This is a genomic window from Pseudomonas khavaziana (assembly GCF_019145205.1).
GTDB classification, from domain to species: Bacteria; Pseudomonadota; Gammaproteobacteria; order Pseudomonadales; family Pseudomonadaceae; genus Aquipseudomonas; species Aquipseudomonas khavaziana.
Genome location: NZ_JAHSTT010000005.1, coordinates 37,031 through 53,441 on the forward strand (window position 1 = coordinate 37,031; position 16,411 = coordinate 53,441).

Annotated in this window: 16 protein-coding genes and 1 pseudogene; 11 read left to right on the forward strand and 6 right to left on the reverse strand. The window is 60.4% G+C overall.

The features are described from left to right. Nucleotides 1–42: 42 nt before the first annotated feature. Complete coding sequence (locus tag KVH01_RS13680) at nt 43–936, forward strand: NAD-dependent epimerase/dehydratase family protein (protein WP_217881801.1); 894 nt, start codon at nt 43–45, stop codon at nt 934–936. A gap of 193 nt (nt 937–1,129) precedes the next feature. Next, nucleotides 1,130–2,575 (forward strand): SulP family inorganic anion transporter, encoded by a 1,446-nt coding sequence (locus KVH01_RS13685; RefSeq protein WP_217881802.1) that lies wholly within the window; start codon nt 1,130–1,132, stop codon nt 2,573–2,575. A gap of 141 nt (nt 2,576–2,716) precedes the next feature. On the opposite strand, the gene KVH01_RS13690 is transcribed toward KVH01_RS13685, so the two are convergent. After that, nucleotides 2,717–3,097, reverse strand: coding sequence for a lysozyme inhibitor LprI family protein (locus KVH01_RS13690; RefSeq protein WP_217881803.1), 381 nt, complete (start codon nt 3,095–3,097; stop codon nt 2,717–2,719). Between the two features lie 246 nt (nt 3,098–3,343). Here KVH01_RS13690 and KVH01_RS13695 point away from each other — a divergent pair, with 246 nt between their 5' ends. From KVH01_RS13695 to KVH01_RS13710, 4 genes are read left to right on the forward strand one after another with little or no spacing between them, the layout of a single operon-like run. Next, nucleotides 3,344–4,693 carry a GntT/GntP/DsdX family permease gene (locus KVH01_RS13695; protein WP_068967798.1) on the forward strand — a complete coding sequence of 450 codons (1,350 nt, stop codon included), beginning with the start codon at nt 3,344–3,346 and terminating at the stop codon, nt 4,691–4,693. Nucleotides 4,694–4,719: 26 nt separating this feature from the next. Continuing rightward, complete coding sequence (locus KVH01_RS13700; protein ID WP_217881804.1) at nt 4,720–5,580, forward strand: MurR/RpiR family transcriptional regulator; 861 nt, start codon at nt 4,720–4,722, stop codon at nt 5,578–5,580. Nucleotide 5,581: 1 nt separating this feature from the next. Beyond that, nucleotides 5,582–7,045 carry an N-acyl-D-amino-acid deacylase family protein gene (locus tag KVH01_RS13705; protein WP_217881805.1) on the forward strand — a complete coding sequence of 488 codons (1,464 nt, stop codon included), beginning with the start codon at nt 5,582–5,584 and terminating at the stop codon, nt 7,043–7,045. Nucleotides 7,046–7,074: 29 nt separating this feature from the next. Then, nucleotides 7,075–7,443, forward strand: coding sequence for a glyoxalase superfamily protein (locus KVH01_RS13710; protein WP_217881806.1), 369 nt, complete (start codon nt 7,075–7,077; stop codon nt 7,441–7,443). Between the two features lie 640 nt (nt 7,444–8,083). On the opposite strand, the gene KVH01_RS30575 is transcribed toward KVH01_RS13710, so the two are convergent. Both KVH01_RS30575 and KVH01_RS30580 read right to left on the reverse strand, forming a co-directional pair. Beyond that, nucleotides 8,084–8,947 carry a methyl-accepting chemotaxis protein gene (locus tag KVH01_RS30575; RefSeq protein WP_371851119.1) on the reverse strand — a complete coding sequence of 288 codons (864 nt, stop codon included), beginning with the start codon at nt 8,945–8,947 and terminating at the stop codon, nt 8,084–8,086. Then, nucleotides 8,939–10,198: pseudogene (locus KVH01_RS30580) on the reverse strand (methyl-accepting chemotaxis protein); the annotation flags it as partial. The pseudogene KVH01_RS30580 and the gene KVH01_RS30575, both read right to left, overlap by 9 nt. 84 nt (nt 10,199–10,282) lie before the next feature. Here KVH01_RS30580 and KVH01_RS13720 point away from each other — a divergent pair. Next, a complete protein-coding gene (locus tag KVH01_RS13720; RefSeq protein ID WP_003194089.1) occupies nt 10,283–10,900 on the forward strand; it encodes an FKBP-type peptidyl-prolyl cis-trans isomerase in 618 nt (205 codons plus the stop codon). A 63-nt stretch (nt 10,901–10,963) separates the two neighbouring features. Here KVH01_RS13720 and KVH01_RS13725 read toward each other — a convergent pair whose 3' ends face one another. From KVH01_RS13725 to KVH01_RS13735, 3 genes are all read right to left on the reverse strand, one after another. Beyond that, a complete protein-coding gene (locus KVH01_RS13725; protein WP_043046766.1) occupies nt 10,964–11,221 on the reverse strand; it encodes a PA4570 family protein in 258 nt (85 codons plus the stop codon). 158 nt (nt 11,222–11,379) lie between these two features. Continuing rightward, nucleotides 11,380–11,721: a zinc ribbon domain-containing protein YjdM gene (locus KVH01_RS13730; protein WP_046069494.1), complete on the reverse strand. Its 342-nt coding sequence runs from the start codon at nt 11,719–11,721 to the stop codon at nt 11,380–11,382. Nucleotides 11,722–11,942: 221 nt separating this feature from the next. Further along, a complete protein-coding gene (locus tag KVH01_RS13735; protein WP_043046768.1) occupies nt 11,943–12,911 on the reverse strand; it encodes a polyprenyl synthetase family protein in 969 nt (322 codons plus the stop codon). A gap of 239 nt (nt 12,912–13,150) precedes the next feature. On the opposite strand from KVH01_RS13735, the gene rplU reads away from it, so the two are divergent. The 4 genes from rplU (at nt 13,151) to proB (ending at nt 16,403) form a co-directional block, all read left to right on the forward strand. Further along, a complete protein-coding gene (rplU, locus tag KVH01_RS13740) occupies nt 13,151–13,465 on the forward strand; it encodes a 50S ribosomal protein L21 (protein WP_003176051.1) in 315 nt (104 codons plus the stop codon). 34 nt (nt 13,466–13,499) lie between these two features. Beyond that, nucleotides 13,500–13,757, forward strand: a complete 258-nt coding sequence (gene rpmA / locus KVH01_RS13745; RefSeq protein ID WP_003176049.1) for a 50S ribosomal protein L27 — start codon at nt 13,500–13,502, stop codon at nt 13,755–13,757. A gap of 194 nt (nt 13,758–13,951) precedes the next feature. Beyond that, nucleotides 13,952–15,175: an Obg family GTPase CgtA gene (gene cgtA, locus KVH01_RS13750; RefSeq protein ID WP_005791308.1), complete on the forward strand. Its 1,224-nt coding sequence runs from the start codon at nt 13,952–13,954 to the stop codon at nt 15,173–15,175. A 109-nt stretch (nt 15,176–15,284) separates the two neighbouring features. Next, entirely contained in the window at nt 15,285–16,403 is a 1,119-nt protein-coding gene (gene proB, locus KVH01_RS13755) for a glutamate 5-kinase (RefSeq protein WP_043046769.1), read from the forward strand. Nucleotides 16,404–16,411 lie beyond the last annotated feature (8 nt).

Below are 16,411 nucleotides of genomic sequence, written 5' to 3' on the forward strand. Positions count from 1 at the left end.
TTGATACTGGCCCCATCACTTACCCAGTCAGGAGCAATCTCCATGAACGTATTCGTTACCGGCGCCGCAGGGTTTATCGGCGGTTCCATCGCCACCGGTCTGGTCAAGGCCGGCTACCACGTCATCGGCCTGGTGCGCAGCGTCGAGCAAGCTGCCGAGATGACCGCACTGGGTGTCACCCCGGTGATCGGCACCCTTGACGACGCCGCCGTGTTGACCGAACAGGCGCACAAGGCCGATGCAGTGATCAATGCCGCCAGCAGCGACCATCGCGCCGCCGTGGAAATCCTGCTGGCCGCGTTGAAAGGCTCGAACAAGCCGTTCCTGCACACCAGCGGTTCGAGCATTGTCGGCGATGCGTCGGGCGGCAAGGCCAGCGATGTCATCTACTTCGAAGACAACCTGCCGGAGCCGACCGTCGACAAGGCCGCGCGAGTGGCGATCGACAACCTGATCCTCGCGGCCGCCAACGACGGGGTCAATTCGGCGGTGATCTGCAACACCCTGATCTACGGCCACAGCCTGGGCGTGAAGCGTGACAGCGTGCAATTGCCGCGCTTGCTCAAGCAGGCGCGCAAAAGTGGTGTGGTGCGCCATGTGGGCCCGGGGCAGAACATCTGGTCCAACGTGCATATCGAAGACGTGGTGGCCCTGTACCAGCTGGCGCTGACCAAAAACGTGCCCGGCACGTTCTATTTTGTGGAGAGCGGCGAAGCAGCGTTTATCGACATGACCAAGGCCATTGCCCAAGCACTGAACCTGAGTGAGCCGCAGGATTGGCCATTGGCCGAGGCTGAGGCCGAATGGGGTTATGAAATGGCCAACTACGGGCTGGGTTCCAACAGCCGGGTGCGTGGCAAGCATGCCCGTGAGTTGCTGGGCTGGGTGCCCAAGCGTACGTCGGTGGTGGAGTGGATTCGCGACGAGATGGTCTGATTCGCTTGAGGCCTGGGTGTAGCTATCGGGAGCAAGCCCCCTCCCACATTTGACCGATTTCCAACTTTGGAATGCATTCAAGTGTGGGAGGGGGCTTGCTCCCGATTGGGGCCACTCAGTTCTGGAGGCTAGCCCCACCCGCCGCAATTCCGTACCATTCCCCGCCTTATCTCCCGCAACTCCTTGGTACTCCATGAAATTCACCCGTCTGCGCGCCGATGCCCTGGCCGGCCTCACCACGTCTTTCGCGCTGCTGCCAGAATGCATCGCCTTTGCCCTGGTGGCGCACCTCAACCCGCTGATGGGGCTCTACGGCGCCTTTATCATCTGCACCCTGACTGCGTTGTTCGGCGGTCGCCCGGGCATGGTCTCGGGCGCGGCCGGTTCGATGGCGGTGGTGATCGTCGCGCTGGTGGTGCAACACGGGGTGGAGTATCTGCTGGCGACGGTGCTGCTGGGCGGGCTGATCATGGTCGCGTTCGGCCTGCTGCGCCTGGGCAAGCTGGTACGCATGGTGCCGCACTCGGTGATGCTCGGTTTCGTCAACGGCCTGGCGATCATCATTGCGCTGGCTCAACTCGAGCATTTCAAGAGCGGCGAACACTGGCTCAGTGGCACGCCGTTGTATGTGATGACCGGCCTGGTGGTGGTGACCATGGCGATTGTCTACCTGCTGCCGCGCTTGACCCGTGCCGTGCCCCCCGCGCTGGTGGCGATCCTGGGGGTTGGCCTGGCGGTCTACCTGCTTGGCCTGCCGACCCGCACCTTGGGCGATATGGCGCATATCGCCGGTGGCTTGCCAACCTTCGCCCTGCCGCAGATCCCCTGGACCCTGGAAACCCTCGGCATCATCGCGCCCTACGCGTTCCTGATGGCGATGGTCGGCCTGTTGGAAACCCTGCTGACCCTCAACCTCACCGATGAAATCACCGAGACCCGTGGCTACCCCGACCGCGAAAGCGTGGCCCTGGGCGCAGCGAACATGGTTTCGGGCCTGTTCGGTGGCATGGGTGGTTGCGCGATGATCGGGCAAACCGTGATCAACCTCAGCTCCGGCGGGCGCGGGCGTTTCTCCGGGGTATTTGCCGGGGTAATGATCCTGTTGTTCATTCTGTTTCTGTCACCGCTGATCGAGCGAATTCCGCTGGCGGCGCTGGTGGGCGTGATGTTCGTGGTGTCGCAGCAGACCTTCGCCTGGGCGTCGCTGCGGGTGATCAACAAGGTGCCGCTCAATGACGTGCTGGTGATCATGACGGTGACGATCATCACGGTGTTTACCGACCTGGCCACCGCGGTGTTGTGCGGTATCGTCATCGCGGCGCTGAACTTCGCCTGGCAGCAGGCGCGGGAGCTGTACGCGGATGAACACCTGGAGGCTGACGGCAGCAAGCTTTACCGCCTGCATGGCACCTTGTTCTTTGCCTCGACCACGCCGTTCCTGAATCAATTCGACCCGGCCAACGACCCGGCCCAGGTCACGCTGGATTGCCGTCACCTGAGCTTTGTCGACTATTCGGCGATTGCCGCGCTGATGACCCTGCGTGAACGCTACTCCAAGGCCGGCAAGCACCTGCGGGTACTGCATTTATCCGAGCGCTGCAAGAAGCTGCTCAAGCGTGCGAAGGTTCACCACGACTGAACACCTGCCGCTGTAGGAGCGAGCTTGCTCGCGAAAATCGCCAACGATGACGCGGCCCTGCTGACTCTACGCGGCGTTCTCGAGTTTTTCGCGAGCAAGAACTAGGCGTCCCCCTCGCTCCTACAGGTGACAGGGTAGTTATTAGGGCCCGACCAGGTCTTCGAGCTCCTGGGCGCGGTTCTGGGTCATGTCCAGCACGCAGCCGGAACCGTTGACCTGATCAATAGTGCCGCCGGTGGCACTGCCGGCAAAGGCGCAATTGGCGTCGCGGTACTTGATCCACAGGCGCTGCACATCTTGCAGTTGCTGCTTGCGCGCGCCGTCCTGGGCGGCGATAGCGGTCTTGTAGGCACGGTTCAGGCGTTCGTCCTGCACCTTGGTTTGCTTGGCGTTGCAGTTGACCATGTCCACCGTGGTGTTGGCGCTGTCCATGCATTTCTTCAATGCGGCATTGTCAGCGGCAAATGCGCTGCCGCATAGGGACAGAAGCAGGGCGCTGGCGGCGATTGTGGTGCGAATCATGAGCGGTTTCCTGAACAGAGTGAGGGCGCATTCTATGACTCGAGGGCGGCGCTTGAGTTTCCGACATCCTCTGATCTTCATGTAAGAACACACCCCGAATTTTCATGGGCTGGCGCTGGACATATCCCCAAGCGACAGCGCTTATCTGTGGGCGAAAATTACTTTCATAAAAATTGAAAATGCTCTTCGGTAATGATTTATGAGTTTCACAACCAATTCGACGTGACCCTTTCCGAGGAGTACCGCATGGCCGCATCACCGGGCTTCGGGCTATTGGCATACGCTGCCATTGCCATCATTGCATTGATCGTGCTGATTGCACGTTACCGACTCAACCCGTTTATTGTCATCACCCTGGTGTCTATCGGCCTGGCGCTGATGGCCGGCATGCCGGCCGACACCATCATGGGGTCCTATGAGGCGGGCGTGGGTAAAACCCTGGGGCACATCGCTCTGGTGGTGGCGCTGGGCACCATGCTCGGCAAGATGATGGCCGAATCCGGTGGCGCCGAGCAGGTGGCGCGCACGCTGATCAACCGCTTCGGTGAGCGCAATGCCCACTGGGCGATGGTGTGCATTGCGTTCCTGGTGGGGCTGCCGCTGTTTTTCGAGGTCGGGTTTGTGCTGCTGGTGCCGATCGCCTTTACCGTGGCGCGGCGCGTGGGCGTATCGATCCTGATGGTCGGCCTGCCGATGGTCGCCGGCCTGTCGGTGGTGCATGCGCTGGTGCCGCCGCACCCGGCGGCGATGATGGCGGTGCTGGCCTACAACGCTTCGGTCGGCCAGACAGTGCTGTATGCGATTTTGATCGGTATCCCCACGGCGATCATCGCCGGCCCCGTCTATGCCAAGTTCATCGTGCCGCATATCCACCTGCCGGCGGAAAACCCGTTGGAGCGCCAGTTCATCGAGCGCGAACCGCGTACCCGCCTGCCCAGCTTCGCGTTGACCATGGGCACCATCCTGTTGCCGGTGGTGCTGATGATGATCGGTGGTTGGGCTAACGTGATTTCCACCCCAGGCACCGGCTTCAACCAGTTCCTGCTGTTTATCGGCAACTCTGTGATTGCCCTGCTGGTGGCGACCCTGGTGAGCTTCTGGACCCTGGGCCTGGCCCAGGGCTTCAACCGTGAGTCGATTCTCAAGTTCACCAACGAATGCCTGGCGCCGACGGCCAGTATCACCTTGCTGGTGGGGGCGGGCGGTGGTTTGAATCGCATTCTGGTGGACGCCGGTGTGACCAATGAAATCCTCGGCCTGGCCCATGCGTTCCACTTGTCGCCACTGGTAATGGGCTGGCTGTTCGCCGCCCTGATGCGTATCGCCACCGGCTCGGCCACGGTCGCCATGACCACTGCGTCCGGCGTAGTCGCTCCCGTCGCCCTGGGCCTGGGTTATCCACACCCCGAATTGCTGGTACTGGCGACCGGCGCGGGTTCGGTGATCTTTTCACACGTTAATGACGGCGGCTTCTGGCTGATCAAGGAATACTTCAATATGACAGTGATCCAGACTTTCAAGACCTGGACCGTGCTGGAGACCCTGATATCGCTGGTCGCCTTCGGTCTCACCTACGGCCTGTCACTGGTTTTATGAGCCTCATCCTGTAACCCGGAGCCCCCATGGACATCCTTTACCAGATCCGCGCCCGCCAGGACTCTTTCAGCGCCGGCGAAGGGCGTATCGCCAAGCTGATGCTTGAGGATGTGGGCTTTGCCGCCTCGGCCAGCCTGGAAGCATTGTCCCAGCGGGCCGAGGTCAGTACCGCCACCTTGTCACGCTTTGCCCGTAGCGTCGGCTGCCGCGACTTGCGCGATTTGCGCCTGCAATTGGCCCAGGCCAGTGGTGTGGGCAGCCGCTTTTTGGACCCTGCGGGGTTGCCGGAACAATCGGCGTTTCATCGGCAGATCCTCGGCGATATCGAGGCGACGCTGCGTCAGCACCTGTCGGGGTTCAATCAACACAGTTTCGTCGATGCGGTCAATCTGTTGGGCAAGGCGCGGATGATCCATGCATTCGGCATGGGCGGCCCGTCAAGCCTGTGCAGTGATGAATTGCAGGTACGCCTGGTGCGGCTGGGCTACTCGATTGCCGCCAGTCATGACCCGGTGATGATGCGGGTCACGGCGGCCACATTGGGACCGGAGCACGCGTTGATCGTCTGCTCCCTCACTGGACTGACCCCCGAGCTATTGGAGGTGGTGCAGCTGGCGCGCAGCTACGACGCCCGCATCGTCGCCATCACGCTCGCCGATTCGCCCCTGGCGCAGTTGGCGGATGTGTTGCTGCCGCTGCAACCGGCGGAAACCAGTTTTATCTACAAGCCCACCGCAGCCCGCTACGGCATGCTGCTGGCCATCGACCTGCTCGCCACCGAGCTGGCGCTGGCCCTGCCGGACGATAACCAGGAGCGCCTGCGCCGGATCAAACTGGCCCTCGACGATTACCGCGGCGGCCCTGACAGCCTGCCGCTTGGAGACTGATATGAAGTACGACACGCTGATACGCCAGGCGCTGATCATCGATGGCAGCAACACCCCGGGTTATCTTGCTGATGTGGGATTGCGCGGTGGCCGAATCCAGACGATTGGCGACTTATCCACAGCCAAGGCCGAGCATGTTATCGAGGCACATGGGCGCGTATTGGCACCGGGTTTTATCGACGTGCACACCCACGATGACACCATGGTGATCCGCCACCCACAGATGCTGCCCAAGCTCAGCCAGGGCGTGACCACGGTGATTGTCGGCAACTGTGGAATCAGTGCCTCGCCGGTGAGTTTGCGTGGTGCCCCGCCAGACCCGATGAACTTGCTGGGCGGCCGTGAGGCGTTCTGCTATCCGCGGTTCAGCGACTATCGCAACGCAGTGCAGGACGCCCATCCGGCGGTAAACGTCGCCGCGTTAATCGGCCACACGGCGTTACGCAGCAATCATATGGATGACCTGTACCGTACTGCCTCGCCCGGTGAAATCACGGCGATGCGTGTACAGCTGCAAGAGAGCCTGGAAGCCGGTGCCCTGGGCTTATCCACAGGCTTGGCCTACGCCAGTGCGTTCAATGCCGAAACCGATGAAGTGTTGCAGCTCACCGAAGAGTTGACGGCCTACGGTGCGGTGTACACCACCCACTTACGCAGCGAATTCGAGCCGGTACTGGAGGCGATGGAGGAGGCGTTTCTGATCGGTCGTCATGCCAAGGTGCCGGTGATTATTTCCCATCTTAAATGCGCCGGTGCTGGTAATTGGGGGCGTAGTCCGCAGTTGTTGGCGTCACTGGAAGCCGCGGCGAAAAACCATCCGGTGGGCTGTGATTGCTATCCCTATGCCGCCAGCTCCTCGACCCTGGACCTCAAGCAAGTCACTGACGCGTTCCGGATCACCATCACCTGGTCGACGCCGCACCCCGAAATGGGTGGGCGTGATTTGCAGGCTATCGCTGCCGAGTGGGGCGTTTCGCTAATGGACGCCGCGCGTCGCCTGCAACCGGCGGGGGCGGTGTACTACGGGATGGACGAAGACGATGTGCGGCGCATCCTCGCCCATCCGTTGTCGATGGTGGGCTCCGATGGTTTGCCCGAAGACCCGTTCCCCCACCCGCGTTTGTGGGGCGCATTTCCACGGGTGCTGGGGCACTTCAGCCGCGATGTCGGCTTGTTCCCGTTGCACACGGCGGTGCACAAGATGACTGGCCTTTCGGCAGCGCGCTTTGGCTTATCCGAGCGTGGCGAAATCCGCGAAGGGTACTGGGCTGACCTGGTGTTGTTCGATCCGTTGCGGGTGCGTGATGTGGCGGACTTCAAGGCACCGCAGCGCGCAGCAGAGGGGATTGATGGCGTGTGGGTCAACGGCGTACTGAGCTACAGCGATGGGCAGGCCAACGGCCAGCGGCCAGGACGATTCCTGGCGCGCAGTGGGGATTTGCGTGACGGGTTTTCGTCTCTATAGTGGGCGTTCTCATACACGGAGCGGTTGCAATGAACTTAGGAAAAGTCACCCCCATCCTGCGGATTTTCGACGAGACCAAGGCGTTGGAGTTCTACGTCGACTTCCTGGGGTTCAAGGTCGATTGGCAGCATCGGTTCGAGGCGAATTTTCCGTTGTACCTGCAAGTGTCGCTGGGCGAATGCGTGCTGCATTTGTCCGAGCACCATGGCGATGCTTCGCCGGGGTCGACGGTGCGGATTCAGGCGACAGAAGTGGACGCGTATCAGCAGCAGTTGCTGGCCAAAGATTACCGTTATGCCAAGCCCGGGGTTGAGGAAACGCCTTGGGGCTCGCGGGAGATGAGCATCAGTGATCCGTTTGGGAATCGGCTGGTGTTTGCCGAGGACAGCGAGGGCTGATGGGTAAATGGCAGGCAATAAAAAACCGCCTTAGTAGGGCGGTTTTTTATTGCAAACCCAGTGAGTGGCTGGGGTTTGCTATCTCAAAGGACGCATTGACCCGCAGGTGGATACTACCGCCGGTCACGTCGTCACGCAAGACGGAACGATGGCCGGCATGGATACTTTAGGCATCTTTCTCTTGTCTGAGTTGACTGCAAAAGCTTGCAATGAATCTATCGGACGATACTGGATATTTGACCACTATTGGACACACCTTAGACGGGAATGTTGGTTAGGATCTTCCCCGTTCTGCGTTTGTCGCTTTTGGGTGGGCCGGGTATGCGCGCGAATTCTGGACCGACCGCCACGGGCTAGTAATCCGTGCCGGATTGATGCGGAAGGACCACTAGCCCGGCCACCTCAAAGGACGCATTGACCCGCGTCCAAAGGCTCACGTGTTCCGGTAAGTGCGCTGGAGGTAAGGCCCAACTCAAGGAGGGCCGAGTATGTCTAAGTTTGCACGACGTACGTGGAACCTCGTAGTGAATGCCCTACGTGTTTATCACGTGTGGACATTCCTGCGGGACAGCTTTGATGGCCTGTAAGGTCTGAGAAGTGGAGCCGCCTCAGCTTAAATCGAGGCGGCTTTTTTGGTTTTTTAAACCCGGAAATGACTGACCATTTGCTGCAACTGGCTACCCAGCCGAGCCAGTTCCACACTCGACTTGGCTGTCTCATCACTGGCCGTCGCCGTCTGCTCAGACACATCCCGCACATTCACGATACTGCGGCTGATCTCTTCCGCTACGGCGCTCTGCTGCTCGGCGGCCGCTGCAATCTGCTGGTTCATCGACTGGATATTCGACACCGTACGGGTGATGTTTTCCAGTGACACGCCGGCCTTGCGCGTCAGTTCAACACTGCTGTCGGTGAGGCTGCGGCTGTTGTTCATCACGTTGGCTACTTGCTGGGTGCCGTTCTGCAAGCCGGCCACCAGGCCTTCGATTTCTTCGGTGGATTTCTGCGTACGCTGGGCCAGGCCACGCACTTCGTCGGCGACCACGGCAAAGCCACGGCCGGCTTCACCGGCACGCGCCGCTTCAATGGCGGCGTTGAGGGCCAGCAGGTTGGTTTGTTCGGCCACTGCCTTGATCACGTCCATCACACTGCCGATCTTGTTGCTCTCTTGCTGCAGGTGCGTCATGGCGTCGGTGGAGCGTGCCACTTCGGCGGCCAGGCGTTCGATCTGGGCGATGGCTTCGGCCACCACCTTGTCGCCTTCACGGGCCTGGCCGTCGGCGTCGGAAGCCGCCTGGGAAGCTTGCTCGGCATTGCGCGCGACCTCCTGCACGGTGGCGGTCATTTCATGCATGGCGGTGGCGACCTGATCGGTCTCGATCTTCTGGCTGTTCACGCCGGCGCTGGTCTGTTCGGTCACGGCCGACAGTTCTTCGGCGGCGCTGGCGATCTGAGTCACGCCATCGCGAATGCCGCTGATCAGTTCACGCAGGGTCGTGCCCATACGCTGGATGCCTTGTTGCAACACGCCCAGTTCATCACGACGGGTCACCTGGATGTTGTGGCTCAGGTCGCCGGAAGCGATGCGCTCGACCACGGCCAGGGTGTCTTGGATCGGGCGCGTGATCTGGCGGGTGATGACCCACGCCGCGATGACGCCGACCAGCAGGGCCAGCAAGGTGCTGATCAATTGCAGGCTACGGGCCTGGGTGCTTTCAGCGTCGCGACGTTCCAACTGGATGTCGTACAGCTTGTCGCTGATCGTCACGATATCGGCGCCTTGGGTGGTCATTTCGGCGCGGGCGGTAACGATGTTGGCGTTCGCCGCCTTGTAGCTTTGCACAGCGCTGCGATAGTCACTCAGCGCGGTTTCCAGTGCGGTCAATGCGGTTTGCTGGCCAGTACCGAATACGGCGCTGAGGGTTTTCAAACCAGCGACGGCTTTTTCGATTTGTGCAGCGGCGCGGGCTTCGTTTTCTGCGCTGGGGCTATTGGTATAGCCACGCACTTCGTAGCGAGCTTGCTGGAACTCGTTCTTGGCTTGGGTCACGGCCGAAAATTGAGTGAAGCGCTCCGGACTATCGGGCGCTTGCTGCACGCTGGTTTCCAGCGCATTGATCTGCGCATTGGCGATGTCGGCCTTGGCGCCCATGACGTCGCGCGCGGCGTTGCCATTCCGGTAGGCCTCGCGCATCTTGTTCAGGGACTGGCGGTAAGCGGTAATGACGGCTTTCTGCTCATTGAGCAGCTTGAGGTTTTCCGGGCTCTTGAAGCTGTCCAGCAGCTTCTGTTGCTGGGCGGCGAAGGCCTCGAGGCTGGTCTGCACGTTCTGCGCCACGGCTTCGTCGCCGTTGGCCAGCATGTATTGCAAGCGCACGATCCGCAGCTTGGTCAACGAGGCGTTGAGCTGGGTGATGTCGCTCATCCAGTTACTACGGTCGATCAGGCCGCCCAGGCTGGTCCAGCCGGTGAGTGCCAGGATCGAGGTGAGGACCAGCACCAGGCCAAAGCCCAGGCCGAGTTTGAGATTGACGCTGATGTTACCGAACCAGCTGTTCATCGAAAGCTCCTTGAAGAGTGATGTCTGTCTGCTGGACGGTGTGTTGTTGTTTGAGCCAGCCAAGATGTGTAGGGCTGTATCGGCGGCAATGGACAATTCTGAAATACTTTTCTTGCCGGGCGACGAAGAGGTGTCATTCGGCTGTACCTGACCTACCACCTGGCGCTCTGATGGCCGGGGGAGGGGGCTGATCATGGGCCGCCCTTGTGTGCTAGTCTGCGGGCCCTTTTAGTTCTGGGCGGCGCGGGAAACCGTGTTGTCCTATAGCGGAGCCTCTTCATGTCCGAAGTCAATCTGTCCACCGACGAAACCCGCGTCAGCTACGGTATCGGCCGTCAGTTGGGCGACCAACTGCGCGACAACCCGCCACCGGGTGTGAGCCTGGACGCGATCCTGGCCGGCCTGACCGACGCGTTCGCGGGCAAGCCAAGCCGTGTTGACCAGGAGCAAATGGCTGCCAGTTTCAAAGTGATCCGCGAAATCATGCAAGCCGAAGCGGCTGCCAAGGCTGAAGCAGCCGCTGGCGCCGGCCTGGCATTCCTGGCTGAAAACGCGAAGCGCGATGGCATCACCACCCTGGCTTCCGGCCTGCAATTTGAAGTGCTGACAGCCGGTACCGGCGCCAAGCCGACCCGTGAAGATCAAGTGCGTACTCACTACCACGGCACCCTGATCGACGGCACTGTATTCGACAGCTCCTACGAGCGTGGCCAGCCTGCAGAATTCCCGGTTGGCGGCGTAATCGCTGGCTGGACCGAAGCCCTGCAACTGATGAATGCCGGCAGCAAATGGCGTCTGTACGTGCCGAGCGAACTGGCTTACGGCGCTCAAGGCGTTGGCAGCATCCCGCCGCACAGCGTTCTGGTATTCGACGTCGAACTGCTCGACGTTCTGTAAGACCTGTAGCCGATTACCTGTTGGGGCGAACGCGTTCGCCCCAACAGGGATTTGCCAGTTTGTTCATGGGTGGAACTTGCCATTCAGATCCGTCGCCGGGCGCAACGCTCGGGCATAGCAGAACAGAAACAGATTCCTTACCACTTCCTTCAGTACTCCAGGCTCACTGGAACTCAGGCCATTGACGTCGAGGTCTCCCTGGTCCTGCAATTCGTTCAGCGCGTCTTCCTCGAGCACCGCACAGACTTCGCCGGTTTCCCGATGCAGGATTCGCAGGTAAGGGTGTGGGCGATCCAGCCAGGCATCTATCAAATAAGTCATGGTCGTTCTCCTTGATGGGTTCAATGAGAATAATTCTTATTCGTAGAATAGCAAGTATCTATTGGCGGTTTCCGGGTTTTTTTGTGTGGATATTGTTATCGATCAATCGGGAGGGCGAAACGCCATCCCGCGGCTGGCGCGGGATGGATGCAGCAGGATCAGACCTTGCGCACGAACTCGGACTTGAGTTTCATCGGGCCGATACCGTCGATCTTGCAGTCGATATCGTGGTCACCGTCGCACAGGCGGATGTTCTTGACCTTGGTACCGACCTTGACCACCAGGGAGGTGCCCTTGACCTTGAGGTCCTTGATCACGGTGATGGTGTCGCCGTCCTGCAGGACGTTACCCACAGAGTCTTTCTTCACGGTTTCATCGCCGGCCACTTCGGCCTCGCCAGTGGCGGACCACTCATGGGCGCATTCCGGGCAGACCAGTTGGGTGCCGTCTTCGTAGGTGTATTCGGAATTGCATTTCGGGCAGGGTGGCAACGTGCTCACTAAAGCTCCTTGAGGTTCAGGGATGACTAAAAGTCGCACATTATATAGGGTTTTGTAGCGCGGGCGGGATCTTGAATTGGCAATGGATTCCAAATGTGGGAGGGGGCTTGCTCCCGATGGCGGTGTATCAGCCACCTTATATATTGGCTGACCTACTGCTATCGGGAGCAAGTCGAATCGTCGCACGCCCCTCCCACATTGTCCTGCGTCTGCTGGTGATTTTAGTGAGTGCGGGCGACCGCAAACTCGCTCAGCTCAACCAATGCATCCCGGTATTCACTGGCCGGCAAGGCTTCCAGGCACTGGATCGCACGGGCCACATAGTCACGCGCCAGTTGCGCGGTGTACTCCAGGGAACCGGACGCTTCCACGGCAGCGCGGATGGCCTCCAAGTCTTCGATCCCGCCTTTCTGGATCGCCTTGCGCACCAGGGCGGCCTGTTCCGGCGTGCCTTCGCGCATGGTGTAGATCAGCGGCAAGGTCGGCTTGCCCTCGGCCAGGTCATCACCGACGTTCTTGCCCAGGGTCTCGGCGTCGCCCTTGTAGTCGAGCAGGTCGTCTACCAGTTGGAACGCCACGCCCAGGTGATCACCAAAAGTGCGCAGGGCTTCGGCCTGTTCGGCGGTAGCGCCACACAGCGCGGCGGCACTGTGAGTGGACGCTTCGAAGAGCATCGCGGTTTTGCCGCGAATCACTTCCATATAGGTTTCTTCGGTGGTGCTGGCGTCGCGGACTTTAGACAGCTGCAACACTTCGCCTTCGGCGATGATGCGCGTGGCCTGTGAAAGGATCTTCATCACCGGCATCGAGCCCAGCTCGACCATCATTTCGAACGAGCGCGAATACAGGAAGTCGCCCACCAGCACGCTCGGCGCGTTGCCCCACATGGCATTGGCGGTCTCGCGACCACGGCGCATGCCGGACATGTCGACCACATCGTCATGCAGCAGGGTGGCGGTGTGCAGGAACTCAATGGTGGCGGCCAACAGGCGCAGGTCATCGCCTTCGCGGCCCAGGGCCTTGCCACACAGCAACACTAATAAAGGACGCAGGCGTTTGCCGCCCGCCGACGTAATGTAGTCGCCAATTTTGGAGACCAGCGGCACGTTAGACGTCAGCTGCTGCTTGATGATGCCGTCGACGGCGCTAAAATCGTCCGCGACCGCGCGGTAGAAAGCTTGGGGTTGCATCAGCGACAGTCGCTCCAGAAGGGTTGCGCGGCATGCTAGGACCCTGACCCCCGGGTGTCAAGGCGCGATAGACGGCCCCTTGCAAGCCTCCCATAGCTTGCGTACAATCGCGCACCCTGAACTTCCTGGGCAGCACCTGCCTTACGCAATTGCATTCGGGACGTCCATCCCATGCAGCCATGCCAGCCAATACCTCTTCTTATAAAGCGCTGGGTGAGCAGGATTATCGGAGAAATACCATGTCGTACGCAGTAATTGTTACTGGTGGCAAGCAATACAAGGTCGCCCCAGGTGAATACCTGAAGATCGAAAAACTGGAAATCGCTACCGGCGAATCCGTTACTTTTGATCGCGTTCTGTTGGTCGCCAATGGCGATGACGTGAACATCGGCGCTCCAGTCGTTGCTGGCGCTACCGTTGTGGCTGAAGTGATCTCCCAAGGTCGTCACGATAAAGTCCGCATCATCAAGTTCCGTCGTCGTAAGCACCACATGAAGCGTATGGGCCACCGCCAGTGGTACACCGAGATCAAAATCACCGGTATTCAGGCTTAATTTCAGCCTAATTCCTCACTAGGAGAATTGACTCATGGCACACAAAAAAGCTGGTGGTAGTACCCGTAACGGTCGCGACTCAGAAGCCAAACGCCTTGGCGTGAAGATGTATGGCGGCCAGAAAATCATTCCGGGCAACATCATCGTGCGTCAGCGCGGCACCCAATTCCACGCCGGTTACGGTGTAGGCATGGGTAAAGATCACACCCTCTTCGCGAAAATCGAAGGCGTGATCAAGTTCGAAGTAAAGGGCGCGTTCAACCGCCGTTACGTGAGCGTTGTCGCAGCTTAATTGCGAGATCGCTGGAAAAGCCCTGTCTTGCGACGGGGCTTTTTCGTTTGTGGAGTGAGTCTCTTGCAAAGCTGTTTGTAATGGGCGAGGGCAGCAGGATTTGCGGTCGTTGCTTGAGGTCGCTGCGCTCATTTTTGCAAGAGTCTTATGTCTTGGTTTCTTAAGCTCGCCCATGCGGCGAGAGGCGTTTTGTTATGAAGTTCGTTGATGAAGTTTCCATCCGAGTAAAAGCAGGTGACGGCGGTAACGGTTGCATGAGTTTCCGTCGCGAAAAATTCATCGAGAACGGTGGCCCTAACGGCGGTGATGGCGGTGACGGCGGTTCCATCTACATGATGGCCGACGAAAACCTCAACACCCTGGTCGACTACCGTTACACCCGGCACTTCGATGCCGAGCGTGGCTCCAACGGCGGCAGCACCGACTGCACCGGTAAAAAAGGTGAAGACCTGGTACTGCGCGTACCGGTCGGTACAACTATCATCGACTCTGCGACCCAGGAAGTGATTGGCGACCTGACCAAGGCCGGCCAGAAGCTGATGGTTGTGCAGGGCGGCTGGCACGGTCTGGGTAACACCCGATTCAAGTCCAGTACCAACCGTGCGCCGCGCCAGACCACGCCGGGCAAGCCGGGCGAGCAGCGTGACCTGAAGCTGGAAATGAAGGTACTCGCCGACGTGGGCCTGCTGGGCCTGCCGAACGCCGGCAAAAGTACCTTTATCCGCTCGGTATCGGCCGCCAAGCCGAAGGTCGCCGACTACCCGTTCACTACCCTGGTGCCAAACCTGGGCGTGGTCAGCGTCGACCGCTGGAAAAGCTTTGTAGTCGCCGATATTCCCGGCCTGATCGAAGGTGCCTCCGATGGCGCAGGCCTGGGGATTCGCTTCCTCAAGCACTTGTCCCGCACCCGTTTGCTGTTGCATCTGGTCGACATGGCGCCGTTGGATGACACCAGTGCTGCAGACGCCGCCGAAGTGATCGTCAGCGAGCTGACCAAGTTCAGCCCTGCCCTGGCCGAGCGTGATCGCTGGCTGGTACTGAACAAGTGCGACCAGATCCTCGAGGAAGAGCACGAAGAACGTGTCAAGGAAATCGTTGATCGCCTGGAGTGGGAAGGTCCGGTCTACGTGATCTCGGCGATTGCCAAAGAAGGCACCGAGCGCCTGACCCGCGACATCATGCGTTACCTGGAAGACCGCGCCGACCGCCTGGCGGCCGACCCGGTATTCAAGGCCGAGCTTGCCGAGCTCGACCAGCAGATCGAAGACGAGGCCCGCGCCCAGTTGCAGGCCCTGGACGACCAGCGTGCCCTGCGCCGCAGCGGCGTGAAGTCGGTCCATGACATCGGCGACGATGACTGGGACGAAGAAGACGTGGATGATGAAGATGGCCCCGAAATCATTTACGTGCGCGACTGATCCGTTGCGATAAACTTGAACGCCGCTCCCAGGAGCGGCGTTTTGGTATCCGGGTATAACGTTATGGGCGGCGCTGGGTCGCGCGGCCCTCACTCTAAGGTTGAAGATGATGCGGAGCAAAGTGACAGGTGCGCAGCGCTGGGTCGTGAAGATCGGAAGTGCGCTGCTGACGGCGGATGGCAAAGGTCTGGATCGCGCAGCCATGGGCGTCTGGGTCGAGCAGATGGTGGCCTTGCATGAAGCAGGCGTCGAGTTGGTGCTTGTCTCCTCCGGGGCCGTTGCCGCCGGAATGAGCCGCCTCGGCTGGACCGCGCGACCCAGCGCGATGCACGAACTGCAAGCTGCCGCCGCCATCGGCCAGATGGGCCTGGTGCAAGCCTGGGAGTCCAGCTTTGCCGAGCACGGTCGCCATACCGCGCAAATCCTGTTGACCCACGACGACCTGTCCGACCGCAAGCGCTACCTCAACGCCCGCAGCACCTTGCGCGCCTTGGTGGAGCTCAAGGTCATTCCCGTGATTAACGAAAACGATACGGTGGTCACCGACGAAATCCGCTTCGGCGACAATGACACCCTGGCCGCCCTGGTGGCCAATTTGGTGGAAGCCGACCTGCTGGTGATCCTCACCGATCGCGATGGCATGTTCGACGCCGACCCGCGCAATAACCCCGATGCCCAGTTGATCTACGAAGCCCGCGCCGATGATCCGGCGCTGGATGCAGTCGCCGGCAGTGTCGGTGGTGCGCTGGGCCGCGGCGGCATGCAGACCAAGCTGCGCGCCGCTCGGCTGGCCGCGCGTTCCGGTGCTCACACCATCATCGTCGGTGGGCGCCTGGAACGCGTGCTGGACCGTCTCAAGGCCGGTGAGCGCATCGGTACGCTGCTGTCGCCGGAGCGCGGCATGCTGGCTGCGCGCAAGCAGTGGCTGGCCGGGCACCTGCAAACCCGTGGCACCCTGGTGCTGGACGCGGGTGCGGTGTCGGCGTTGTCCCAGGGCAACAAGAGCCTGCTGCCGGTGGGCGTCAAATTGGTGCAGGGCAGCTTCCGCCGTGGCGAGATGGTGGTGTGCGTGGCACCGGACGGGCGCGAGATCGCCCGTGGCCTGGCCAACTACAGCGCCCTTGAAGCGCAGAAGATTATTGGACAATCGTCTGACGCCATTGTCGGACTCTTGGGCTATATGGCGGAACCGGAACTGGTGCACCGCGATAACCTCATTCTGGTTTAAACGAAGGA

Coding starts and splice junctions, on each gene's coding strand:
- KVH01_RS13680 (WP_217881801.1), top strand. CDS start 43: ATGAACGTATTCGTTACCGGCGCCGCAGGGTTTATCGGCGGTTCCATC.
- KVH01_RS13685 (WP_217881802.1), top strand. CDS start 1,130: ATGAAATTCACCCGTCTGCGCGCCGATGCCCTGGCCGGCCTCACCACG.
- KVH01_RS13690 (WP_217881803.1), bottom strand. CDS start 3,097: ATGATTCGCACCACAATCGCCGCCAGCGCCCTGCTTCTGTCCCTATGC.
- KVH01_RS13695 (WP_068967798.1), top strand. CDS start 3,344: ATGGCCGCATCACCGGGCTTCGGGCTATTGGCATACGCTGCCATTGCC.
- KVH01_RS13700 (WP_217881804.1), top strand. CDS start 4,720: ATGGACATCCTTTACCAGATCCGCGCCCGCCAGGACTCTTTCAGCGCC.
- KVH01_RS13705 (WP_217881805.1), top strand. CDS start 5,582: ATGAAGTACGACACGCTGATACGCCAGGCGCTGATCATCGATGGCAGC.
- KVH01_RS13710 (WP_217881806.1), top strand. CDS start 7,075: ATGAACTTAGGAAAAGTCACCCCCATCCTGCGGATTTTCGACGAGACC.
- KVH01_RS30575 (WP_371851119.1), bottom strand. CDS start 8,947: ATGGGCACGACCCTGCGTGAACTGATCAGCGGCATTCGCGATGGCGTG.
- KVH01_RS13720 (WP_003194089.1), top strand. CDS start 10,283: ATGTCCGAAGTCAATCTGTCCACCGACGAAACCCGCGTCAGCTACGGT.
- KVH01_RS13725 (WP_043046766.1), bottom strand. CDS start 11,221: ATGACTTATTTGATAGATGCCTGGCTGGATCGCCCACACCCTTACCTG.
- KVH01_RS13735 (WP_043046768.1), bottom strand. CDS start 12,911: ATGCAACCCCAAGCTTTCTACCGCGCGGTCGCGGACGATTTTAGCGCC.
- rplU (WP_003176051.1), top strand. CDS start 13,151: ATGTCGTACGCAGTAATTGTTACTGGTGGCAAGCAATACAAGGTCGCC.
- rpmA (WP_003176049.1), top strand. CDS start 13,500: ATGGCACACAAAAAAGCTGGTGGTAGTACCCGTAACGGTCGCGACTCA.
- cgtA (WP_005791308.1), top strand. CDS start 13,952: ATGAAGTTCGTTGATGAAGTTTCCATCCGAGTAAAAGCAGGTGACGGC.
- proB (WP_043046769.1), top strand. CDS start 15,285: ATGCGGAGCAAAGTGACAGGTGCGCAGCGCTGGGTCGTGAAGATCGGA.